The 17,889-nt window shown below is 53.5% G+C and carries 14 protein-coding genes; 3 read left to right on the forward strand and 11 right to left on the reverse strand.

Going from position 1 to position 17,889, the window contains the following annotated elements; translation table 11 throughout:
• Positions 1 to 703: M20/M25/M40 family metallo-hydrolase (locus R3196_RS06955; RefSeq protein WP_318936052.1), on the forward strand; the 703-nt coding region annotated here is incomplete at its 5' end.
• Here R3196_RS06955 and rnhB read toward each other — a convergent pair.
• On the reverse strand, positions 704 to 1,285 hold the full coding sequence (gene rnhB, locus R3196_RS06960) for a ribonuclease HII (protein WP_318936053.1): 582 nt from the start codon (positions 1,283 to 1,285) through the stop codon (positions 704 to 706).
• A 78-nt stretch (positions 1,286 to 1,363) separates the two neighbouring features.
• On the opposite strand from rnhB, the gene R3196_RS06965 reads away from it, so the two are divergent.
• Complete coding sequence (locus R3196_RS06965) at positions 1,364 to 2,905, forward strand: AbgT family transporter (RefSeq protein ID WP_318936054.1); 1,542 nt, start codon at positions 1,364 to 1,366, stop codon at positions 2,903 to 2,905.
• Between the two features lies 1 nt (position 2,906).
• Complete coding sequence (locus tag R3196_RS06970; RefSeq protein ID WP_318936055.1) at positions 2,907 to 3,686, forward strand: SDR family oxidoreductase; 780 nt, start codon at positions 2,907 to 2,909, stop codon at positions 3,684 to 3,686.
• A gap of 15 nt (positions 3,687 to 3,701) precedes the next feature.
• Here R3196_RS06970 and R3196_RS06975 read toward each other — a convergent pair whose 3' ends face one another.
• The 10 genes from R3196_RS06975 to tilS all read right to left on the reverse strand — a co-directional run bounded on the left by R3196_RS06975 (position 3,702) and on the right by tilS (position 17,882).
• On the reverse strand, positions 3,702 to 5,306 hold the full coding sequence (locus R3196_RS06975; RefSeq protein ID WP_318936056.1) for a dihydrolipoyllysine-residue acetyltransferase: 1,605 nt from the start codon (positions 5,304 to 5,306) through the stop codon (positions 3,702 to 3,704).
• A 14-nt stretch (positions 5,307 to 5,320) separates the two neighbouring features.
• A complete protein-coding gene (locus R3196_RS06980) occupies positions 5,321 to 6,298 on the reverse strand; it encodes an alpha-ketoacid dehydrogenase subunit beta (RefSeq protein ID WP_318936057.1) in 978 nt (325 codons plus the stop codon).
• Positions 6,298 to 7,497, reverse strand: coding sequence for a thiamine pyrophosphate-dependent dehydrogenase E1 component subunit alpha (locus tag R3196_RS06985; RefSeq protein ID WP_318936058.1), 1,200 nt, complete (start codon positions 7,495 to 7,497; stop codon positions 6,298 to 6,300). The genes R3196_RS06980 and R3196_RS06985 overlap by 1 nt, the downstream gene beginning before the upstream one ends.
• Before the next feature lie 119 nt (positions 7,498 to 7,616).
• Entirely contained in the window at positions 7,617 to 8,657 is a 1,041-nt protein-coding gene (gene astE, locus R3196_RS06990) for a succinylglutamate desuccinylase (protein ID WP_318936059.1), read from the reverse strand.
• On the reverse strand, positions 8,654 to 9,397 hold the full coding sequence (locus R3196_RS06995) for a DUF599 domain-containing protein (RefSeq protein WP_318936060.1): 744 nt from the start codon (positions 9,395 to 9,397) through the stop codon (positions 8,654 to 8,656). Before R3196_RS06995 ends, astE begins: the two co-directional genes overlap by 4 nt.
• An 80-nt stretch (positions 9,398 to 9,477) precedes the next feature.
• The gene (locus tag R3196_RS07000) at positions 9,478 to 12,708 is read right to left on the reverse strand and encodes an efflux RND transporter permease subunit (RefSeq protein ID WP_318936061.1); all 3,231 of its coding nucleotides are present in this window, start codon (positions 12,706 to 12,708) and stop codon (positions 9,478 to 9,480) included.
• Positions 12,709 to 12,723: 15 nt separating this feature from the next.
• Positions 12,724 to 13,953, reverse strand: a complete 1,230-nt coding sequence (locus tag R3196_RS07005) for an efflux RND transporter periplasmic adaptor subunit (RefSeq protein ID WP_318936062.1) — start codon at positions 13,951 to 13,953, stop codon at positions 12,724 to 12,726.
• Between the two features lie 87 nt (positions 13,954 to 14,040).
• A complete protein-coding gene (locus R3196_RS07010) occupies positions 14,041 to 16,011 on the reverse strand; it encodes a monovalent cation:proton antiporter-2 (CPA2) family protein (protein WP_318936063.1) in 1,971 nt (656 codons plus the stop codon).
• Complete coding sequence (locus R3196_RS07015) at positions 16,012 to 16,896, reverse strand: DMT family transporter (protein ID WP_318936064.1); 885 nt, start codon at positions 16,894 to 16,896, stop codon at positions 16,012 to 16,014. It lies immediately after the preceding gene.
• Positions 16,893 to 17,882, reverse strand: a complete 990-nt coding sequence (gene tilS, locus R3196_RS07020; RefSeq protein WP_318936065.1) for a tRNA lysidine(34) synthetase TilS — start codon at positions 17,880 to 17,882, stop codon at positions 16,893 to 16,895. The genes R3196_RS07015 and tilS overlap by 4 nt, the downstream gene beginning before the upstream one ends.
• Positions 17,883 to 17,889: the final 7 nt, after the last annotated feature.

A 17,889-nucleotide genomic window follows, 5' to 3' on the forward strand; every position in this document is an offset into this window, starting at 1 on the left:
AGCCCGCGAGTTGGGGCGTTTTGAAAACCTGAAGCCCGACTACGCCATCATTGGCGAGCCGACTTCGATGACGCCGGTCATTATGCATAAGGGCCATCTGAGCGAAGCCATCCGGGTAACGGGTAAAAGCGGCCATAGCTCCGACCCGTCCGCTGGCGTGAATGCCATCGAAGTGATGCACGATGTGATCAGTGGCTTGCGTGATCTTAAAGAAGACTTCAAAACCCGATATACCAACGACGAATTTAAGATCCCTTACCCGACCCTCAATTTTGGCTCGATCCAGGGTGGTGACGCGGCCAACCGCATCTGCGCCTGCTGCGAGCTGCACATTGATTTGCGACCGCTGCCGGGCATGTCGATGGATGATCTGTACGGGCTGATTGATAAGCGCCTGGATCAAGTAAACCAGAAGTATCCCGGCGCCGTGTGCCTGAACCATTTGCACGAGCCGATAACCGGCTTCCGCTGTGATCCCAACGCCTCTATTGTCGCACTGGCACAAGAAATTACCGGCAACCAGGCAACGCCGGTGAATTACTGTACTGAAGCGGGTTTTATTCAGGAGTTAGGCTGCGAAACCATCGTAATGGGGCCGGGTTCCATTGAGCAGGCGCACCAGCCCGATGAATTTATCCGTCTGAAAGAAGTCGACCCGGCATTAAAGCAACTGCGCCAGATGATCCAGCGCGTCTGTATGTGATTAACTGACTTTTATCTTCATCATGCGTTCAGCAGCCCGGGCCACCGGGCTGAAACTCATGCGATGAATAGGCGACGGCCCGTATTGCTCAAGTAGAGCCAGATGCGCAGGCGTGGCATAAGCTTTGTGCCGCGCAAAATCGTACTGCGGGTAATGTTCATGCCACTCAACCATCTGCCGGTCCCGCTCCACCTTGGCCAGAATTGACGCTGCGCCGATACAGGCTTCCAGGCTATCGCCGCCCACTATAGTGCGGGCCGGCACAGTGAGTTTCGGCATCCGGTTGCCGTCCACCAGCACCATCGCCGGCGGCACCGGCAAGGCTTCGACCGCCCGGCGCATGGCCAGCAATGCCGCCTGCATAATATTAATTTCGTCTATTTCCGCCGGGTCGCACTGGGCAATCGCCCAGTACAGTGCGTGCTCTTTAATCAGCTCACTGAGTTCTTCCCGGTGCCGGGCCGTAAGCTTTTTCGAGTCGGTGATCCCGTCGATCGGCCGATCGGGGTTCAGTATAACCGCAGCCGCTACAACCGGGCCGGCAAGCGGGCCACAGCCCGCTTCATCTGTTCCACAAATCATATTGGCTCTTGTTGTTGTCCAGTTATTGGGTATGATACTTTCGTCGTAACCATAATAACAATAGAAAAAGGCTAAGTTATGTCCGAATCTACCGGTATGCTCAACCGAATACTCGACAAAGTCGAGAAGGTCGGTAATAAACTACCCGACCCGGCCGTGATGTTCTTCGGCTTGTTACTTATCGTCTGGGCATTTAGTTTCATGCTCTCCGGCATCGAATTTGATGCAGTTCATCCGCTCACTGGCGAAAACGTCGGCGTAAATAACCTGCTCAGCGGTAGCGAAATGGCCGCCTTCCTGGCCAGTATGGTCAACACCTTTATGGGCTTCGCGCCATTAGGCGTGGTACTGGTTGCCATGTTGGGTGTTGGTGTGGCCGAACGCAGTGGCTTCATCAATGTTGCCATTAAGCTGATGCTCAACGTGACCCCCAAAGTACTGCTCACGCCGGTACTGATTCTGGTGGCCATTGTCAGTCATACCGCGGTCGACGCCGGTTACGTGCTGGTCATCCCTCTCGGTGGTGTGATTTTCTACGCCGCTGGTCGCCATCCGCTGGCGGGTATTGCCGCAGCCTTTGCTGGTGTATCCGGTGGTTTCAGCGCCAACTTCGTACCTTCAGCCATCGACCCGTTACTGCAAGGCTTTACCCAAAGTGCCGCGCAGATTTTGGATCCGGCGATTCAGCTTAACCCGCTGAACAACTATTTCTTCACTTCAGCTTCATCCATTATCGTGGTGCTGGTGGGTTGGTATCTGACCGATAAGATCATTGAGCCGCGCCTTAAAAACACGCCGGTAGATGGCGATAAAGACGATATCCCGGTGATTGAAGAGGTAACCCCGCGCGACCGTAAGGCCTTTTATAGTGCCGTACTGACTATGGTTGTTGGCTTGGCGCTACTGTTCTTCTGGACCATTCAGGACAACACCCCGCTGGCCGATCCACAGACTGGTGAGCTGGCTTCGTTCGGCGCGCCGCTGATGCAGATGATTGTACCGCTGATCTTCCTGTTGTTTGCTATTCCGGGCATTGTGCACGGCTATGTGGCCGGTACCTTTACCAACTCACAGGATGTTGTCGGGGCTATGACCAAATCTATGGAAGGCATGGCCTACTACATGGTCATGGCATTCTTCTGTGCGATGTTCATTAAAGCCTTCGGTGATTCCAACCTGGGTACCCTGCTGTCGATTAAAGGCGCGGGCTTCCTGAGTTCACTGGCACTGTCCGGTGGTGTCACCATGGTTGGTATGATTATCCTGGTTGCCTTTATTAACCTGTTTGTAGGTTCAGCCTCAGCCAAGTGGGCACTGATTTCGCCTATCTTCGTACCTATGCTGATGCAGATGGGCTACTCGCCTGATTTAACCCAGGCTGCCTACCGGGTCGGTGACTCTATCAGTAACATCATCACCCCGCTGCTGCCCTACTTCCCGTTAGTGGTGCTGTACTGCCAGCGCTATGTGAAGAACACCGGTATCGGTTCACTGGTCGCGCTGATGTTACCGTTCTCGATCAGCTTACTGGTAATCTGGTCAGCCTTCCTGATCATCTACTGGATGATCGGCATTCCGTTAGGCTTCCAGTCTAACTACATGTATCCGGCAGCTGGCTAATATGTTTGCGGGCAAAACCGTCTGGTTAACCGGGGCATCGTCAGGCATTGGCCTGGCGCTTGCCCACCAGCTCGCCGAGGCCGGCGCTAAGTTGATTCTGACCTCGCGCCGCCCTGAAGTGCTGGAAGAGGTTCGCCGCAGTCTGGCTAACCGTGATGATCACCGTGTTCTGCCCCTCGATTTAGCTCACCCGGAACAAGCCGTTGAAACAGCCCGCAAGGCGCTTGACGGTCAGGTTATTGATATCCTGATCAACAACGCTGGCGTATCCCAGCGCAGTCGCGTGATCGATACTGACCTGAAAGTGTACCGCCAATTAATGGAAATTGATTACTTTGCGGTAGTCGCCCTGACCAAACTGGTGCTGCCAGGCATGCTGGAGCGCCGCTCAGGACAAATTGTGACGGTATCCAGTGTAGCTGGCAAAGTCGGGACAAAACTCCGTAGCGGCTACGCAGGGGCCAAATTTGGCGTACTGGGTTTTATGGACTGTCTGCGGGCAGAAACTGCGGATCAGGGAATTATTGTAACTTCGGTATTACCGGGGTTTATTAATACGCAGGTTGCGCACAACTCGCTGACGGGAGATGGCACCGCCCTGGGTCATGAAGACCCGGACAATGCCGGTGGTATTTCACCAGAAGCATGTGCGCGCATTTCGCTTAAGGCCATCGCCGACGGTAAAGCTGAAGTCGTTGTCGGTTCCGGCCTGTCGAAGCTCGCGCCCTTTCTGCAACGCTTCGCACCAGGTCTGGTGCGCCGCATGGTGGCAAAAAGGTAATCCGCGCGAGGCGGATTACACCATATGTACCAGCATTGACGTTGGATCTTCCAGAAATTCCTGCCACCGCTTATTAAAGCGGGCAATAGTGCCGCCATCAATAATACGGTGATCGCCAGACCAGCTGGCCGTCATGATCTTGCGGGCAACCACGTTGCCGTTCGCATCAAAACGCGGTAGTTCCTGTACCTTTCCAAGTGCCACAATAGCCGCTTCCGGCTTATTGATAATAGGCGTTGCCACAGTGCCGCCAATCACCCCGATATTCGAGATGCTGATGGTACCGCCTTTCATGTCTTCCTGCGCTACCCGGCCTTCACGGGCCGCGTTGGTCAGGCGAGTCACTTCATTGGCAATATCGATAATGCTCTTGTTCTGTACCTGTTTGATGTTAGGTACCAGCAGGCCGATTTTAGTATCCACGGCCATGCCGATATTGTGATCATCAAAGTACGTCAGCTCAGTGCAGTCATCATTCACCTGAGCGTTCATGATCGGGAACTCTTTGATCGCCAGTGACAGCGCCTTGATAAAGAATGGCATCATGGTGATGCGCACGCCTTCATCTTTATAGCGCTCTTTTAACTGCTTCTGCAGAGCCATGACAGCAGTCAGATCAAACTCGTCAGCATAGGTGAAGTGCGGAATGGTGCTGACCGACTTCATCATCGCCTTCGCCATCGCCGCTTTCACACCGCGAATCGCTTCAGTGCGCTTACCACCAGCCACAAAGCCTTTGGCTTCGCCACGGGTCTGGGCTGCGGTGTCGGCTTTACCGGCCGGCGCCTGTTGCGCGCCGCCATCAGCGAATTTCTGCACGTCTTCTTTCATCACGCGCCCTTTCGCGCCTGATCCCTGCACCTTGCTGATATCAATATCCAGCTCACGGGCACGACGGCGAACTGCCGGGCTGGCAATCGCCTTGCCCTGCCGTACCGCTGAGGAGGGGGCTGACACCGATGAGGAAGAGGGGGCTGACACCTGTTTGGTGGTGTCAGCCCCCTTCTCGGCACTCTTTTCAGCGCCGGCGACGCGGATTGCGAATAGCGGTTCGTGAACTTTGGCGATATCGCCTTTCTGGTAATACAGCTTCTCGACCACGCCGTGGTCTTTGGCCGGGATTTGCACCAGGGCTTTGTCGGTCATGACATCAACCACAGGCTGATCTTCTTCGACCACATCGCCTTCCTGTACCTGCCATTCAACGATTTCGCACTCAACGATACCTTCGCCGATATCCGGCAGAATGAAATCGGTCACTGTAGAGCCAGAGTCAGAAGAACCGGTGTCAGCCCCCTTCTCAGAACCAGAAGCGGCGGCGGCTTTTGCGTCTTCGGCCTTGGCTTGCTGCTTGGTTTCAGTTTCGGCAGTGCCGCTACCATCAGCAGGCTCGACCGCAAACAGCGGCTCGTGCACCTTGGCAATGTCGCCCTGCTTGTAATACAGCTTGGTCACCACGCCATCTTCTTTGGCCGGGATCTGCACCAATGCTTTGTCGGTCATCACATCAACGACTGGCTGGTCTTCCTTAATGGTGTCACCTTCCTGCACCAGCCACTCTACGATTTCACACTCAACGATGCCTTCGCCGATATCGGGTAAAATAAAATCTTTACTCATGCGTAACGGCCCTCTTAATAAGTCATCGAAGCTTTAATGGCTTCGTAGACTTTCAGGTGATCAACAAAGTACTCTTTCTCGTGACACAGCGGATACGGGGTATCCAGGCCGCAGACACGGGCAATCGGTGATTCCAGGTATAAGAAGCAGCGATCCTGAATAGATGCCGCGATTTCACTGGCAAAACCGTTGGTCAGCGGCGCTTCTTGGGTAACCACCAGGCGGCCGGTCTTCATCACCGATTTAGCCACAGTGTCGATATCCCATGGCAGGATGCTAACCAGGTCGATGACTTCGCAGTCGATGCCGTCTTCCGCTGCTTTTTCAGCGGCTTTTTCAGCGATCTCAACCTGCGCACCCCAGGCCAAAACGGTGATGTCTTTGCCTTCTTTGACGACATCGGCTTTGCCCAGCTCCAGCTGGTACTCTTCTTCCGGCACTTCACCGGTAGACGCACGGTACAGGCGCTTGGGTTCCATGAATAGCACCGGGTTTTTATCGAAAATCGCGCTCAGCAACAGGCCTTTTGCCATGTACGGGTTGCGTGGCATAACGATCTTCAGGCCGGGTGTATGGGCAAAATAGGCCTCCGGTGATTGCGAGTGATAGTGACCGCCAGCAATTCCACCGCCGTATGGCGTACGAATGGTCAGGCCGCCAACATTAAACTCATTACCTGAACGATAGCGGAACTTCGCCGATTCATTCACGATCTGGTCAAAGGCCGGGAAAATATAATCGCCGAACTGAATCTCGGCTACCGCATAGCTGCCCTGAGAAGCCAGGCCGTTAGCAAAGCCCAGGATGCCCTGCTCAACCAGCGGCGTATTAAAATTGCGGTGGCGGCCATACTTCTCAGTTAAACCTGAAGTGGCACGGAATACGCCGCCAAAAGCGCCGGTATCTTCACCAAAGCTGTACACGTTGTCGTGTTTGGCCATCGCGATGTCGAGTGCGTTATTGATGGCTTGTAATAAATTCATCTTTGCCATTAGTCGTTACCCCCTTCCAGCCGCGACGCGGTTTTCGGATATGCATCCGGATATTTGCGGATGTGCTCTTTCAGCTCCTGCAACTGTTTCTGCAGCTGTTGCGGCGGGGTGTCGTACACGTCAGTGATGAGTTCATCAATATGTGGTGCCGGGTGCTTCTCAGCTTCTTTCAGCGCTGCCAGCACGGCGGCTTTCTTCTCAGCAAAAATTTCGTCTGCGTCTTTCTCGGTTAACCATTTCTTCTTGATCAACCAGGTCTGGAAGCGCGCGACCGGATCTTTAGCACGCCAGGCCGCTTCTTCTTCGCGGGTCCGGTAGCCAGTTGGATCATCAGAAGTCGAATGACCAGCCATGCGGTATGACATGCCTTCAATCAGCACCGGCTCGTTCTCTTCAACCGCCAGCTTACGGGCCAGCTGGGTTGCTTTGTAAACCGCCAGTACGTCGTTACCGTCAACGCGGATGGTCTTCATGCCATAACCGATACCGCGTGGCGCGATACCGTCACCGGCATATTGCTCACCCTGCGATGGCGTAGAAATGGCGTAGCCGTTGTTACGGCAGAAGAAAATCACCGGAACTTTATACACTGCAGCCATGTTCAGGGCAGCGTGGAAGTCCCCTTCTGAAGCGGCGCCTTCACCGAAGTAACAGATAGTACAGTTACCGGTTTTATCCATTTTCTGGCCGTAGGCATAACCTGTGGCCTGGGGAATCTGAGTCGCCAGTGGCGAGGCAATGGTCATAAAGTTCAGATCAGCGCAGCCGTAATGCACGGGCATCTGCCGGCCTTTACCTAAATCTCGCTCATTCGAGAACAACTGATCCATAAACTGTTCAACGGTAAAACCACGATAGGCTAAAGCGCCCTGCTCGCGGTACTGCCCCATGATCATGTCGCCGTCGGTCAGCGCGGCTGCGGAGCCAATACTGGCAGCTTCTTCGCCCAGCGAGGACAGATAGAAGCTGATACGCCCCTGCCGCTGTGCCGCGATCATGCGCTCATCCAGAATACGGATAAACTGCATGGTATCGAAAATCTTCAGCGCTAATTCTTTGTCCATCTCAGGTGCGTCAGCGCCTTTATGAACAGTGCCGTCCTCTTTGAGGATCTGCAGCATCGGGATCTTCAGTGCGCTGGCATCTAAAAATGATGGTTGCGTCACGATCTCGAGCTGGTGTTGTTTGTCCTTCGCCATAGCTTTCTCGTTCTCGGAGTTCATTGGGAATTTCGGGTTGTAAAATTGCGCTCACTTTACCTTTACGTCAATCGACATGCAAATAAGCAGCACGCTAAAAATACTTTCATAGGCCTAAGTCAGACCAGTTTCAGCTGCTCTAACGGAAGTTCCAACACGGTCAATAATGCCCGCTGACCGATAGCCACATCGGCGTTGGGAAAGATTATCCGCTCACCGGGCTGATCGACGTGATATTCCAGGGTATCGTCAACAGCCAGCAAATGGCCTTGTTCAAACTCGGTAAAATTGGCCACGTCACCTGGAAAATTCAGGCGGAAGCCTTCCTGGGTGCGATTAATTGTCCGGTATACGTCAAAAATCTTGTGCCGCGCCGCGTCAAACTCCGGCAAATCGAGTTCATCCAGGCTAATCAGCTGCCTGAACATACGATCAGCATCAACAAAGCGACTCATGTCGTTTTCGCCAAACGGCCGCACTTTGCCCAGTTCCACCGTAAAGGCGTCGGCACCATGACTTTTCACACTGTAGTAGGAAAAAGTCGTGGTCGGTGCCTGGTTTAACAAGATGGTGGTCACGCCGCACTCAGCTAAAAAGGTCAGCTGCTCTTTTTTATAGGGCCCGCCGTGCGTAAACGGATAGACCGCGAATTTTTCGTATTTCGAGTCACGGATGGCCGTGTGTAAATCATAGTGCAGCCGCTGTCGGTTTGTATCTGCCGGTGCCTCGTTATAAAACCGCGTCACATAGCTTTCAATGTCCGCGGCGCGCTTATGCTCAGGCGTATCGCCATGTTGGTGGGCACCGCTGAACAAGCGGTTCATATTATAGTCGACAAAACGTTTGCCGATCATAATGGCTTGCGGGTTACCAATCAGAAACAGTGTGCGCTGCTGCAGCTTTAGTTTGCCCTGAAAGATATCGTGCAGCATGTCACGAACCATCTCAATCGGCGCAGTTTCATTGCCATGAATAGCACAGGATAAGATCACATCTTTGCGACCGGGCTGCGCGGGAGTCAGCGCAAATACACCATAATCCCAGAATTCAACACGGGTGCCATCAGCCAGCTCGCCGCTGTCACCCGGCTTCGGCCAGGAGGGGGGGGCTGACACCTTTTGGGTAGTCCAGTCGAGAACATCCAGATCATCAAACTTCACTCAGAGGCTCCTTCTTCTTTTTTTACGAGCTTTATCGGTCCGGGTTCCAGGCCTTTGGTAGCCAGTAGTGCGCGCAGCACCGTCGAGCGGAACTCGCGCCGATACAGCACGCCCAGCACGACGGCGGTCGCCACCATAAAGGCCATCGGGTGCAGAAACCAGCACATAAACGCCAGCGCAAAATAGTACGCGCGTAGCCCGTTATTGTATTCATGACCGGCCTGGTCAAACACCTTAGCCGCCTGGCGCGCGAACACATCGCGCTGCTCATCGGTAAATTCGGTACTACGATATTGCGGCGCCACCCCAACGAGCACCGAAACAAAGCCAAACTGACGAATTGCCCACGTAAATTTGAAAAAAGCGAAGACAAAAATAAGCGCCAGCCCGGCCAGCTTAAACTGTACTTTTTCAGGGGATGTGTCAGCAGTAAATGGCAGTGAGTGCAGCACCAACACCACTTTATCGGCGGCTGACAATACCGTCAGGACACCGGCAAGAACCAGCACCGTCGAAGAGGCAAAAAAGGTTACCGTACGCTCCACGTTACCAAGCAAAGCAGCATCGGCAATCTGGTGCTCTTTGCGCGACAGCGTGGTCATCCAGTCTACCCGAAGCTGCCGCAAAACATTCGACAAGCTGTGGGTAGTACGGGCCCGCAGGCGGGCAAACTGAGTATAGCCGATCCAGATAACCAGATAGAACGTCAGGGCAATAAGATCGTTCAGGGCCATATTCATGATGCTACCTTCCTCAGCTGAAGTGGCAGCGACGCCGCTGTCGCTGCCGGGTATATCAGTGTAAGGTCAGTAGTTTATCATTATGTGACCGAATTTTGATCTTCTCTTTTCGTTTCTGTTGATTCCAGTACTGCGGGCGGCTCTGCCAGGCCATACCAGGAAAACATAGTGCGGCTGCCGCGCTTAAAGTCATCCAGCACCAGATACAGGCACGGAATCAGCAGCAAAGTGATCACAGTGGCAAACAGGATACCAAACGCCAATGATACCGCCATCGGGATAACCATTTTCGCTTGCAGGCTGGTTTCCAGCACAATCGGCAACAGCCCGAAGAAAGTCGTCAGTGACGTCAGGATAATAGCCCGGAAACGGGCCGCGCCGGCTTCAACAACAGCCTTACGCAATTTAATTCCCGCGCGGCGCGACTGGTTGACATAATCGACCATTACCAGCGAGTCGTTTACCACCACCCCGGCAAGGGCGATAATACCAAACAAACTCAGAATGGAGATCGGCAGCCCCAGAATCCAGTGCCCGACCACAGCGCCAATCATCCCGAAAGGAATAACCGACATAATGATCAGCGGCTGGCTGTATGACTTCAGTGGAATCGCCATCAAAGCGTAAATGGCAAACAGCGCCAGTCCGAAGCCGACAGCCAGCGAGCTGGTTGCTTCGGCTTCATCCTGCGAAGCGCCTTCCAGTTTTGAGCCAACTGAAGGATATTTATCGAGAACTCGTTGCAGCGGGCCAGCCTGCACCTGGCGGACAATTTCAAACGGCTCGACCTGATCTTTATCGACCCGGGCGCGCACGTTCACAGAGCGCTCACGGTTAATCCGCGTAATAGTATTATAACCTTGCGAGAAATCGATTTCGGCCAGCTCAGTGAATGGCACCAGGCCACCATCCTGAGTGCGTAACTTCATATCCTCCAGGTTACCCACCGATTGCCGTTCTGACAGCGGATAACGAACCATCACCCGCACTTCCTCATCACCGCGCTGAATCCGTTGTGCTTCAGCACCATAGAAGGCGTAGCGAACCTGAGTGGCGAGTTCCGACAAGGTAATTCCCAGGGCATTTGCCAGCGGTTTTAGCTTCAGCGTGATTTCATCATTGCCTTCTCCGAAGGTATCTTCAATATCAAATACCCCTTCATATCCCGCCAGTACCTGTTTGAGTTCACGCGAAGCCGACGCCAGTTGGTCGAGATCCTCGCCAGTGAGCTGAAACTCAACGTCAAAGCCGCCACCGCCACCGATACTGCCCTGGAAGTTCAGGTTTTTGACACCGGGTATTTCTGGCACGCTCTCGCGCCAGCGGTTTATTATGGCAAAGCCGTCGATCTGGCGATCTTCACCTTTTTTGAGCTCAGTCATCAGACTGCCGCCACCGGCGCTGCTCATCCACATATTGGTATGACGTACCACACCATCGCCTTCTTCCTGCTCAATTTTTTCATCCACTTCAAGCAATGACTCATGGATTGTCTGTAGCGCCTTAATCGTTGCTTCTTCTGAAGATCCTGGCTGCATCTCAACCCGGGCCTGAATGAAGTCACTGGGAATATTCGGGAAGAACACCCAGCGCACCACCCCACCACTGATAAGGCCAATCATCAGAATAAACAAAGCGATAAAAGTCGCCAGCGTGGTGTAGCGATAATGCAGGCATTTTTTCAGAAACGGCATGTAATGCCGGTCGACAAAGACTTTCAGGCTGTCCGAGATCTTGTTACGGGTGCGCTGGAAAGCATTTAGTTTCTCACCACCACCCCGCGAAAACTTCATATTGGCGATGTGCGCCGGTAAAATAAGCTTGGATTCAATCAGTGAAAACGCCAACGCCAGAATAACAACCAAGGCAATCGACTCCCAGATGGCGCCCATACCACCATCCACCATCAGCATCGGGATAAAGGCCACCATGGTGGTCAACACCCCAAACGTAGCGGGAATCGCCACGCGCTTAGCGCCAATAACAACGTTGGCTGTCGATTTGCCCTTCTTCTCAATTTCGGAGTAGGCACTCTCACCTATCACTATGGCATCGTCGACCACGATCCCCAGCACCAGAATAAAGCCGAATAACGAGATCATGTTGATAGAAATACCCATCACCGGCATCATTGCGATGGTGCCCAGGAAACAGATCGGAATACCAATCATCACCCAGAATGCCAGCCGCAATTGCAGGAACAACGACAGCATCAGGAATACCAGCAAACCACCGCTGACCATGTTGCCGAGCATGAGATCAAGGCGTCCCTGAAGGTAATAAGATGAGTCACCCCAATGCGCTACATTCACATTCGGTGGCAGCTCTTTCTGCTTACGTTCAATATAGTTACGAACCGTCTCTGCCGCAGCCAGATCGCTCTGGTCACCAACGGAATTAACCCGCACAAAGGTAGCTGACTCGCCATCAAACCGGGTAAACCGCCGGCGCTCGATAAATCCATCTTTAACCTGAGCAATATCGCCCAGGGTAAGACGGGTTCCGTCTGGCCGGTTAATTAGTACAATCTTGTCGAATTCAGCACCTACGTAGGCCTGGTTACTGGCACGCAGCAGAATATCGCCATTTGGTGTGCGAATAGAACCGCCGGCGACATCAATAGAAGTGCCGCGTACGGCATTGACGATTTGCTGGAAACTCAGGTTATAGCGCTGCAGGTCCGCTTCTGAAATTTCAATCGAGATTTCGTAATCGCGATCGCCTACCACATCAACCTTGGTAATACCTGAGGCCTTTTTCAGATCATCGCGAATAGATTTAGCCAGCTCTTTTTGCGCCACTTCACTGAGATCACCATAGACACTTATCCAAATAACCTGGCGCTGCGGGCGGGCCCGGTAAATATTCGGGCTTTCAATCTGCTGTGGGAAGTTGGGTATGGCATCGACCAGCATCTTCACTTCGTCCATGACGATTTGCGGGTCATAATCACTCTGTACTTCAACAGAAACCGAACCACTGCCTTCACGCGCCGTGGACACTATACGCTCAACGCCATCCACATCTTCGATAGCGTCTTCAATCAGTACCAACACACCCTGCTCTACCTCCTGAGGCGCCGCGCCAGGAAACGGTACCTGAATACTGATCATATTCAGCTCTATTTCAGGGAACATTTCCTTGCGAACCTGGGATACCTGGAACAATCCGGCAATAATTATCAAAAACATCAACAGGTTGGCGGCAACACTATTATTTGCCCACCAGGCAATCAGGCCCTTTTGCGCAGGCGGAACAGGTGCCGGCGGGTTAGTCGGCAGGTCAGACCCTTTTGGTGTTGAATCACTCATGGGTACGGCTCCTGATTAGTTACTGCCGACAGCATTGCTGTCGTCAGATTCGCTGCCCGGGGTCTCTTGATTTTCTTCCGGTAACGGATCGCCTGGCAACCGCACTTTCATACCAACCAAAGGGTTGGCGAGCTGCGTTAATACAACTTTGTCGCCGGGCTGCAGCCCTTCATTAACATAAATCGTGTTGGCTTCAGCCCGTATGATACTGACATCACGCATCGCCAGTCGGCGATCGTCACCGACCACCCATAACTTACCAGTAGTGGTCAGGGCATAACGCGGCAGGCTATACACTTGCTCAGCTTCCACGCCTTCAATATTTAATTGCACAAAACGGCCAAATCGCAGCGGTGTTTCATGGGTTTGACCAGCCCGGTTGTAGGGATCTTTCACCTCAACCACGCCATAGATAACGCGGCTGGCCGGATCCAGCACACCTTCGGTACGGACCAGGCGGCCCATCCAGCTGTGACGCTGGCCGGCGACATCCGAATAAAGCTCTACTTCCGGGAATTCTTCCAAAGACAGGGTATTGCCAATTTCCGGCAGTTCCAGGTAAGAAATATCCCGGTCGCTAAGGGGGACGCGGACTTCAGCTATGTTGGTGCTCATCAGCTGTCCGATTTGTGAATTCATTGACACGAACTGGCCCAAATCGACATTTTTACTTTGCAACAAGCCATCAAAGGGCGCTTTAATTTCAGTACGAGCCAGATCTCGCTCTGCTTTAGCAACTGCGGCTTCGGCTGATTGTACCGCAGCAACGGCACTGGCAACTTGTGGCTTACGCAGCCCGAGGTCAGGAATCTCGCCCATCTGCAGCGACTCCCATTCCTCTTTCGCTACCTTAGCGCGAGCGCTTTCTTCAGCAAGGTTTGAACGGGCCTGGGCAAGGCTTGCCTTAGCGCTTTGGAGCGCGACCCGGTAATCAGACGGGTCGATGCGTAGCAGCACCTCACCTTTTTTGAAAAAACCGCCGGCAACGAAGTCTTCTGCCATATCAATTACCTGCCCGCTAACCTGAGCAACCAGCGTGGTACTGTTACGTGCTTCGACGTTACCCTGTCCCGCCACCAGAAAACTGACATCTTCAGGCTGCGCGTCTTTGACCTCGACCAGAACGGCCGGGCGGGTTGATTCACGTTTAGGAGGCTCCGGACGCAGACTAGCCAGAACCACAACCAGTAAAATGGCAATCAGAATGATGGCCGGCGGTAACAAAACTCGTTTTTTAAAAGCCATTAGCAGTAATTCCGTTACAGGTTAAAGACCTATATAGTATGAGGGACTAGACGCCAATAGCTAAGCGTCTTTGTGTTGCTATTTGTTTCAGCCGTTAAGAAGGTAGCTCTCGCCCTCTTCTACCGCACGCGGGGAGCCGGCTAGCAGCACCACATCGTCCTCAGAGAAAGTGAAATATTCATCGATTTCTGTCAGTTCTTCATCGTTTCTTCGCACTGACTTAATTTTTACCTTAATCTCATCCAGTTCCAGATCACGCGGCTTTTTGCCCACGGCAAAGGCTTGTTCCGGCAAAGCCACAGCGTGCAGAAAGGTGAGCCGTTCGATTTTTTCCGGATCCATATCGGTCGTTTCGCCCGGATAAAACCCATGCATATCGCCATAATGCTCGCGCCGCGCTTTATCCAGCTGCGACAGGATCCTCCGGATCGGGATATCACTGCGCCTTAGCACCTGCGAGACCAGCATCAGACTTGCTTCCAGCGTATCGGGGACCACCTGGGTAGCGCCTTCATCCATCATCACGCTAAGTTTCATGTCATCGCGACTACGCACGATAATTTCGGCCCGTTCATTCAGCGAACGGACGGACTTAAGAACTTCTATAGCCCGGTTATCTTCCGCAAAACTGATAATAATCAGCGCTACCTGCTCCGCGTAAACGGCTTTTAGAATATCGCGCCGGGCGGCATCACCAAAGTAAACATTGGCGCCACCCGCCTGTGCTTCCTGAACTCGGCGCGGGTCATGATCAATCGCCAGGTAGTCTATCTCTTCGGCTTTAAGGAAACGGCCGACCGTCTGACCAACCCGGCCAAAGCCGAGAATCAGCACCCGGCTTGGTTTTTCCGGCTGTGGAATAGCATCTTTGGGTAAATCCTCGGCCCTTTTCCCGCGCCAGTTTAGTAAATTCTTCACGATGACGTTATTGCGCTGAATAATAACCGGTGTGAGCGCCATGCCAAATACACCAATACCAACCAGCAGTGAAGCAAAATCCGGCGGCAGCAGCTGATAAGTCAGCGCGAGCGATACCAGCACAAAGCCAAACTCCCCCATCTGGAACAGCATCAGCCCAGCGGCCCAGCTATCTTCCCGTCGCTCGCCCATTAATCCGGCCAGACTGCGGATGACCAGAAATTTCACCACCGCAATCACCAGCATGGCCAGAATCACCCAGTGCATATTGCGCAGGAACACATCCAGGTTCAGCTGCATGCCAACGGTAATGAAGAACAGCCCCATCAGGATATCGCGAAATGGCCTGATATCAGCCTCCAACTGGTGCTTATATTTGCTTTCCCCCAGCATCATACCGGCCAGGAAAGCGCCCAGCGCCATCGACAGGCCAAACAGATGGGTTAATCCGCCAGCTACCAACGCCACGAGCAAGGTCGCCAGCACAAATAGCTCGTCAGTGCGCAGTCGGGCAATTTCTTTGAATATATGGGGCAGTACCCATTTGCCGATGGCCATCAGCAGCACCACTACCCCGGCACCTTTAAGTAGCGCCAGCCCCAGGCTTTCCCAGATGCTGACATCGTTATTGGCCGCCAGCAGCGGGATGATAATCAACATGGGGACTACGGCGAGATCCTGGAACAACAACACCGACACCGTAACCTGACCTTTCTTGGTGGCCAGCTGTGCGCTTTCTGCCAATTGCTTAATCACGACTGCCGTCGATGACAACGCAATAGTGCCGCCCACCACAAATGCGGCGCTCCAGTCATCCAGCAGCAGCACAGCCAGCAACGCAAATAAGATGGTACAGATAACAACCTGCCCGGCCCCCAGACCAAATACCAGCTTGCGCATGGCGATCATTTTCGGTAGCGAGAACTCCAGCCCCAGCGAAAACAGCAGTAACACCACGCCCAGCTCAGCGACAAAATGGTATTCATTGGGGTCGGCAATCCAGCCGGTAATGTAGGGGCCGGCAATCAGGCCGGCGGCCAGGTAGGCCAGAATAGCGGGCAGCCGCAAACGGCGAAATCCCCACACTAAGACAACCGCAAGGGCCAACAGCAATAGTACGTCAGTAAATCCGCTATTCACTTAAACATCCTTTTTTGTTGTACCACGCAGCAGGTATAGCCCGCCACAAATCAGCGACAGTCCTATTAGCGTAGTCATATAAATCACTTCGCCCAATATAGAGTAGATCAGAATCAGTGACAAAAAGGGGCTGAGAAAGATGAGGGCTGACACCTGGCTGGTTTTGCTGGCGGTGCGCATAGCCGTCAGCCAGATCAAAAAGGTCAGCCCCATTTCAAAAATTCCTACGTAGATACCGGCCAGCAGCCCCTGCCATGCCGGCATCCAGGGTTCCGGCCAGATGATCGCCGCCGCCAGCAGCCACACCACACCCCAGAAGAAACACCAGAACAAGGCGATGACCGGCTGGTCGTGGTTACGGGTATTAATCAGCCAGTAACCGGCCCACAATAATGTACTGAGCAGCGCCAGGCCAACCCCGGACCAGTTGGTCTGCGCCAGATCCCAGCGGCCGCCGGTGGCAATTAAGGCGACCCCGCAATAAGCAATAAGCATCGCCAGTAATTCGCGGCCTGATAGCTTCTGCTTAAGAATAGGCACCGCCAACAGCGCCATGGTAATCGCCCAGGTGTAGTTGATCGCCTGTGCCTGCTGCGCCGGCAGCTGGTTGTAAGCCATAAACAAGATCCAGTAATAAGCGAATGGGTTTATAAAGCCCTGCAGGCAGTAAAAGCCGGTATGGCTGCGCGCCACCGCCACCGTCTGCGCCCATTTGCCCTGCACACTGATAACCCCGGCAAAGAACAGCAGGCTGGTCAGCGCCGCAATGAACAACAACTGGCGCGGCGTGAGATAAATTAGTGCAAGTTTAAATGCGGTGGCGACCGTAGCCCAGAGCAATACGGCCAGTAAGCCATACATGATTGCCCGGCGCTGATTAATCACAGGGCGCTCAGTATCAGGGTGCGGTCACGCCGCCGGGTTACGGTATACCCACCCCAATTGACCGAAGGGTTAGCATCATTGGTGGTCAGCAACATCTGGGTGCGCAATTGCTCGAGCTGAGCATAGGACGGCATGGAAGCGCCGCGCTGAGACAGCCAGAAGCGCAGTGCGGCCCGTTGCAATTGCGGGGAGGCCTGTTCCAGCGTTTTGCTCTGTAACTGACCCTCAGCATCGATTAACGGCCTGATCTGAACGCTAAGCAGCTCATCCAGCAATTGTTGTTGTTCGGCGCACAAAGAGGCACTACGCAGTACCGCTTCACCGAACTGCGGCCAGCGCCGCTCCAGTTGCGGAACCACCTCGTGACGCAAAAAATTTCGATCTATGCTGGTATCAAAGTTTGTTTCATCTTCAATCCAGAACAGCTCATGATGCCTGGCGTAGCGATAAATTTCGTGCTTGCTCACCCGTAACAGAGGGCGCACCCAACGCTGCTGATGCAGCCCCTTTGCGACCGCGGCCATGCCCGACAGACCTTTAGGCCCACTGCCCCGCTTAAGCTGCAGCAAAAAAGTTTCAATCTGATCGTTACGATGCTGTCCCAGTAAAAAAACCGCGGCGGGCTTGCCCAGCTCGGCCATGCGGGCGTAGCGCGTTTCGCGCCCTGCGGCTTCTTTACTGATGCGGCGACCACTGGGAATCTCCAGCACTTCAGTATGCAGAGGGAATTGCCGGCGTTCACAGTCAGCTACCAGGCCCTGGGCCCATTCTCCGGAGGCCGGATGGAACTCATGGTCCAGATGAATAGCGAGATATTGATATTGGGGGTGTTCGCTGCGATAGCGATCCAGTAAATCAAGAATAGTCTGGGAATCGGCGCCGCCACCAAGGCAGGCAATCAGTTGCTGTTCTGGTTTCAGGTCAAGACGACTGAGGCTCTGTGTGAATACGGGATAAAGATCGCACAGAGGCTGCTCAGTCGTCATAACAAAA

Source organism: Pseudidiomarina sp. (assembly GCF_033722695.1).
Lineage (GTDB): Bacteria > Pseudomonadota > Gammaproteobacteria > Enterobacterales > Alteromonadaceae > Pseudidiomarina.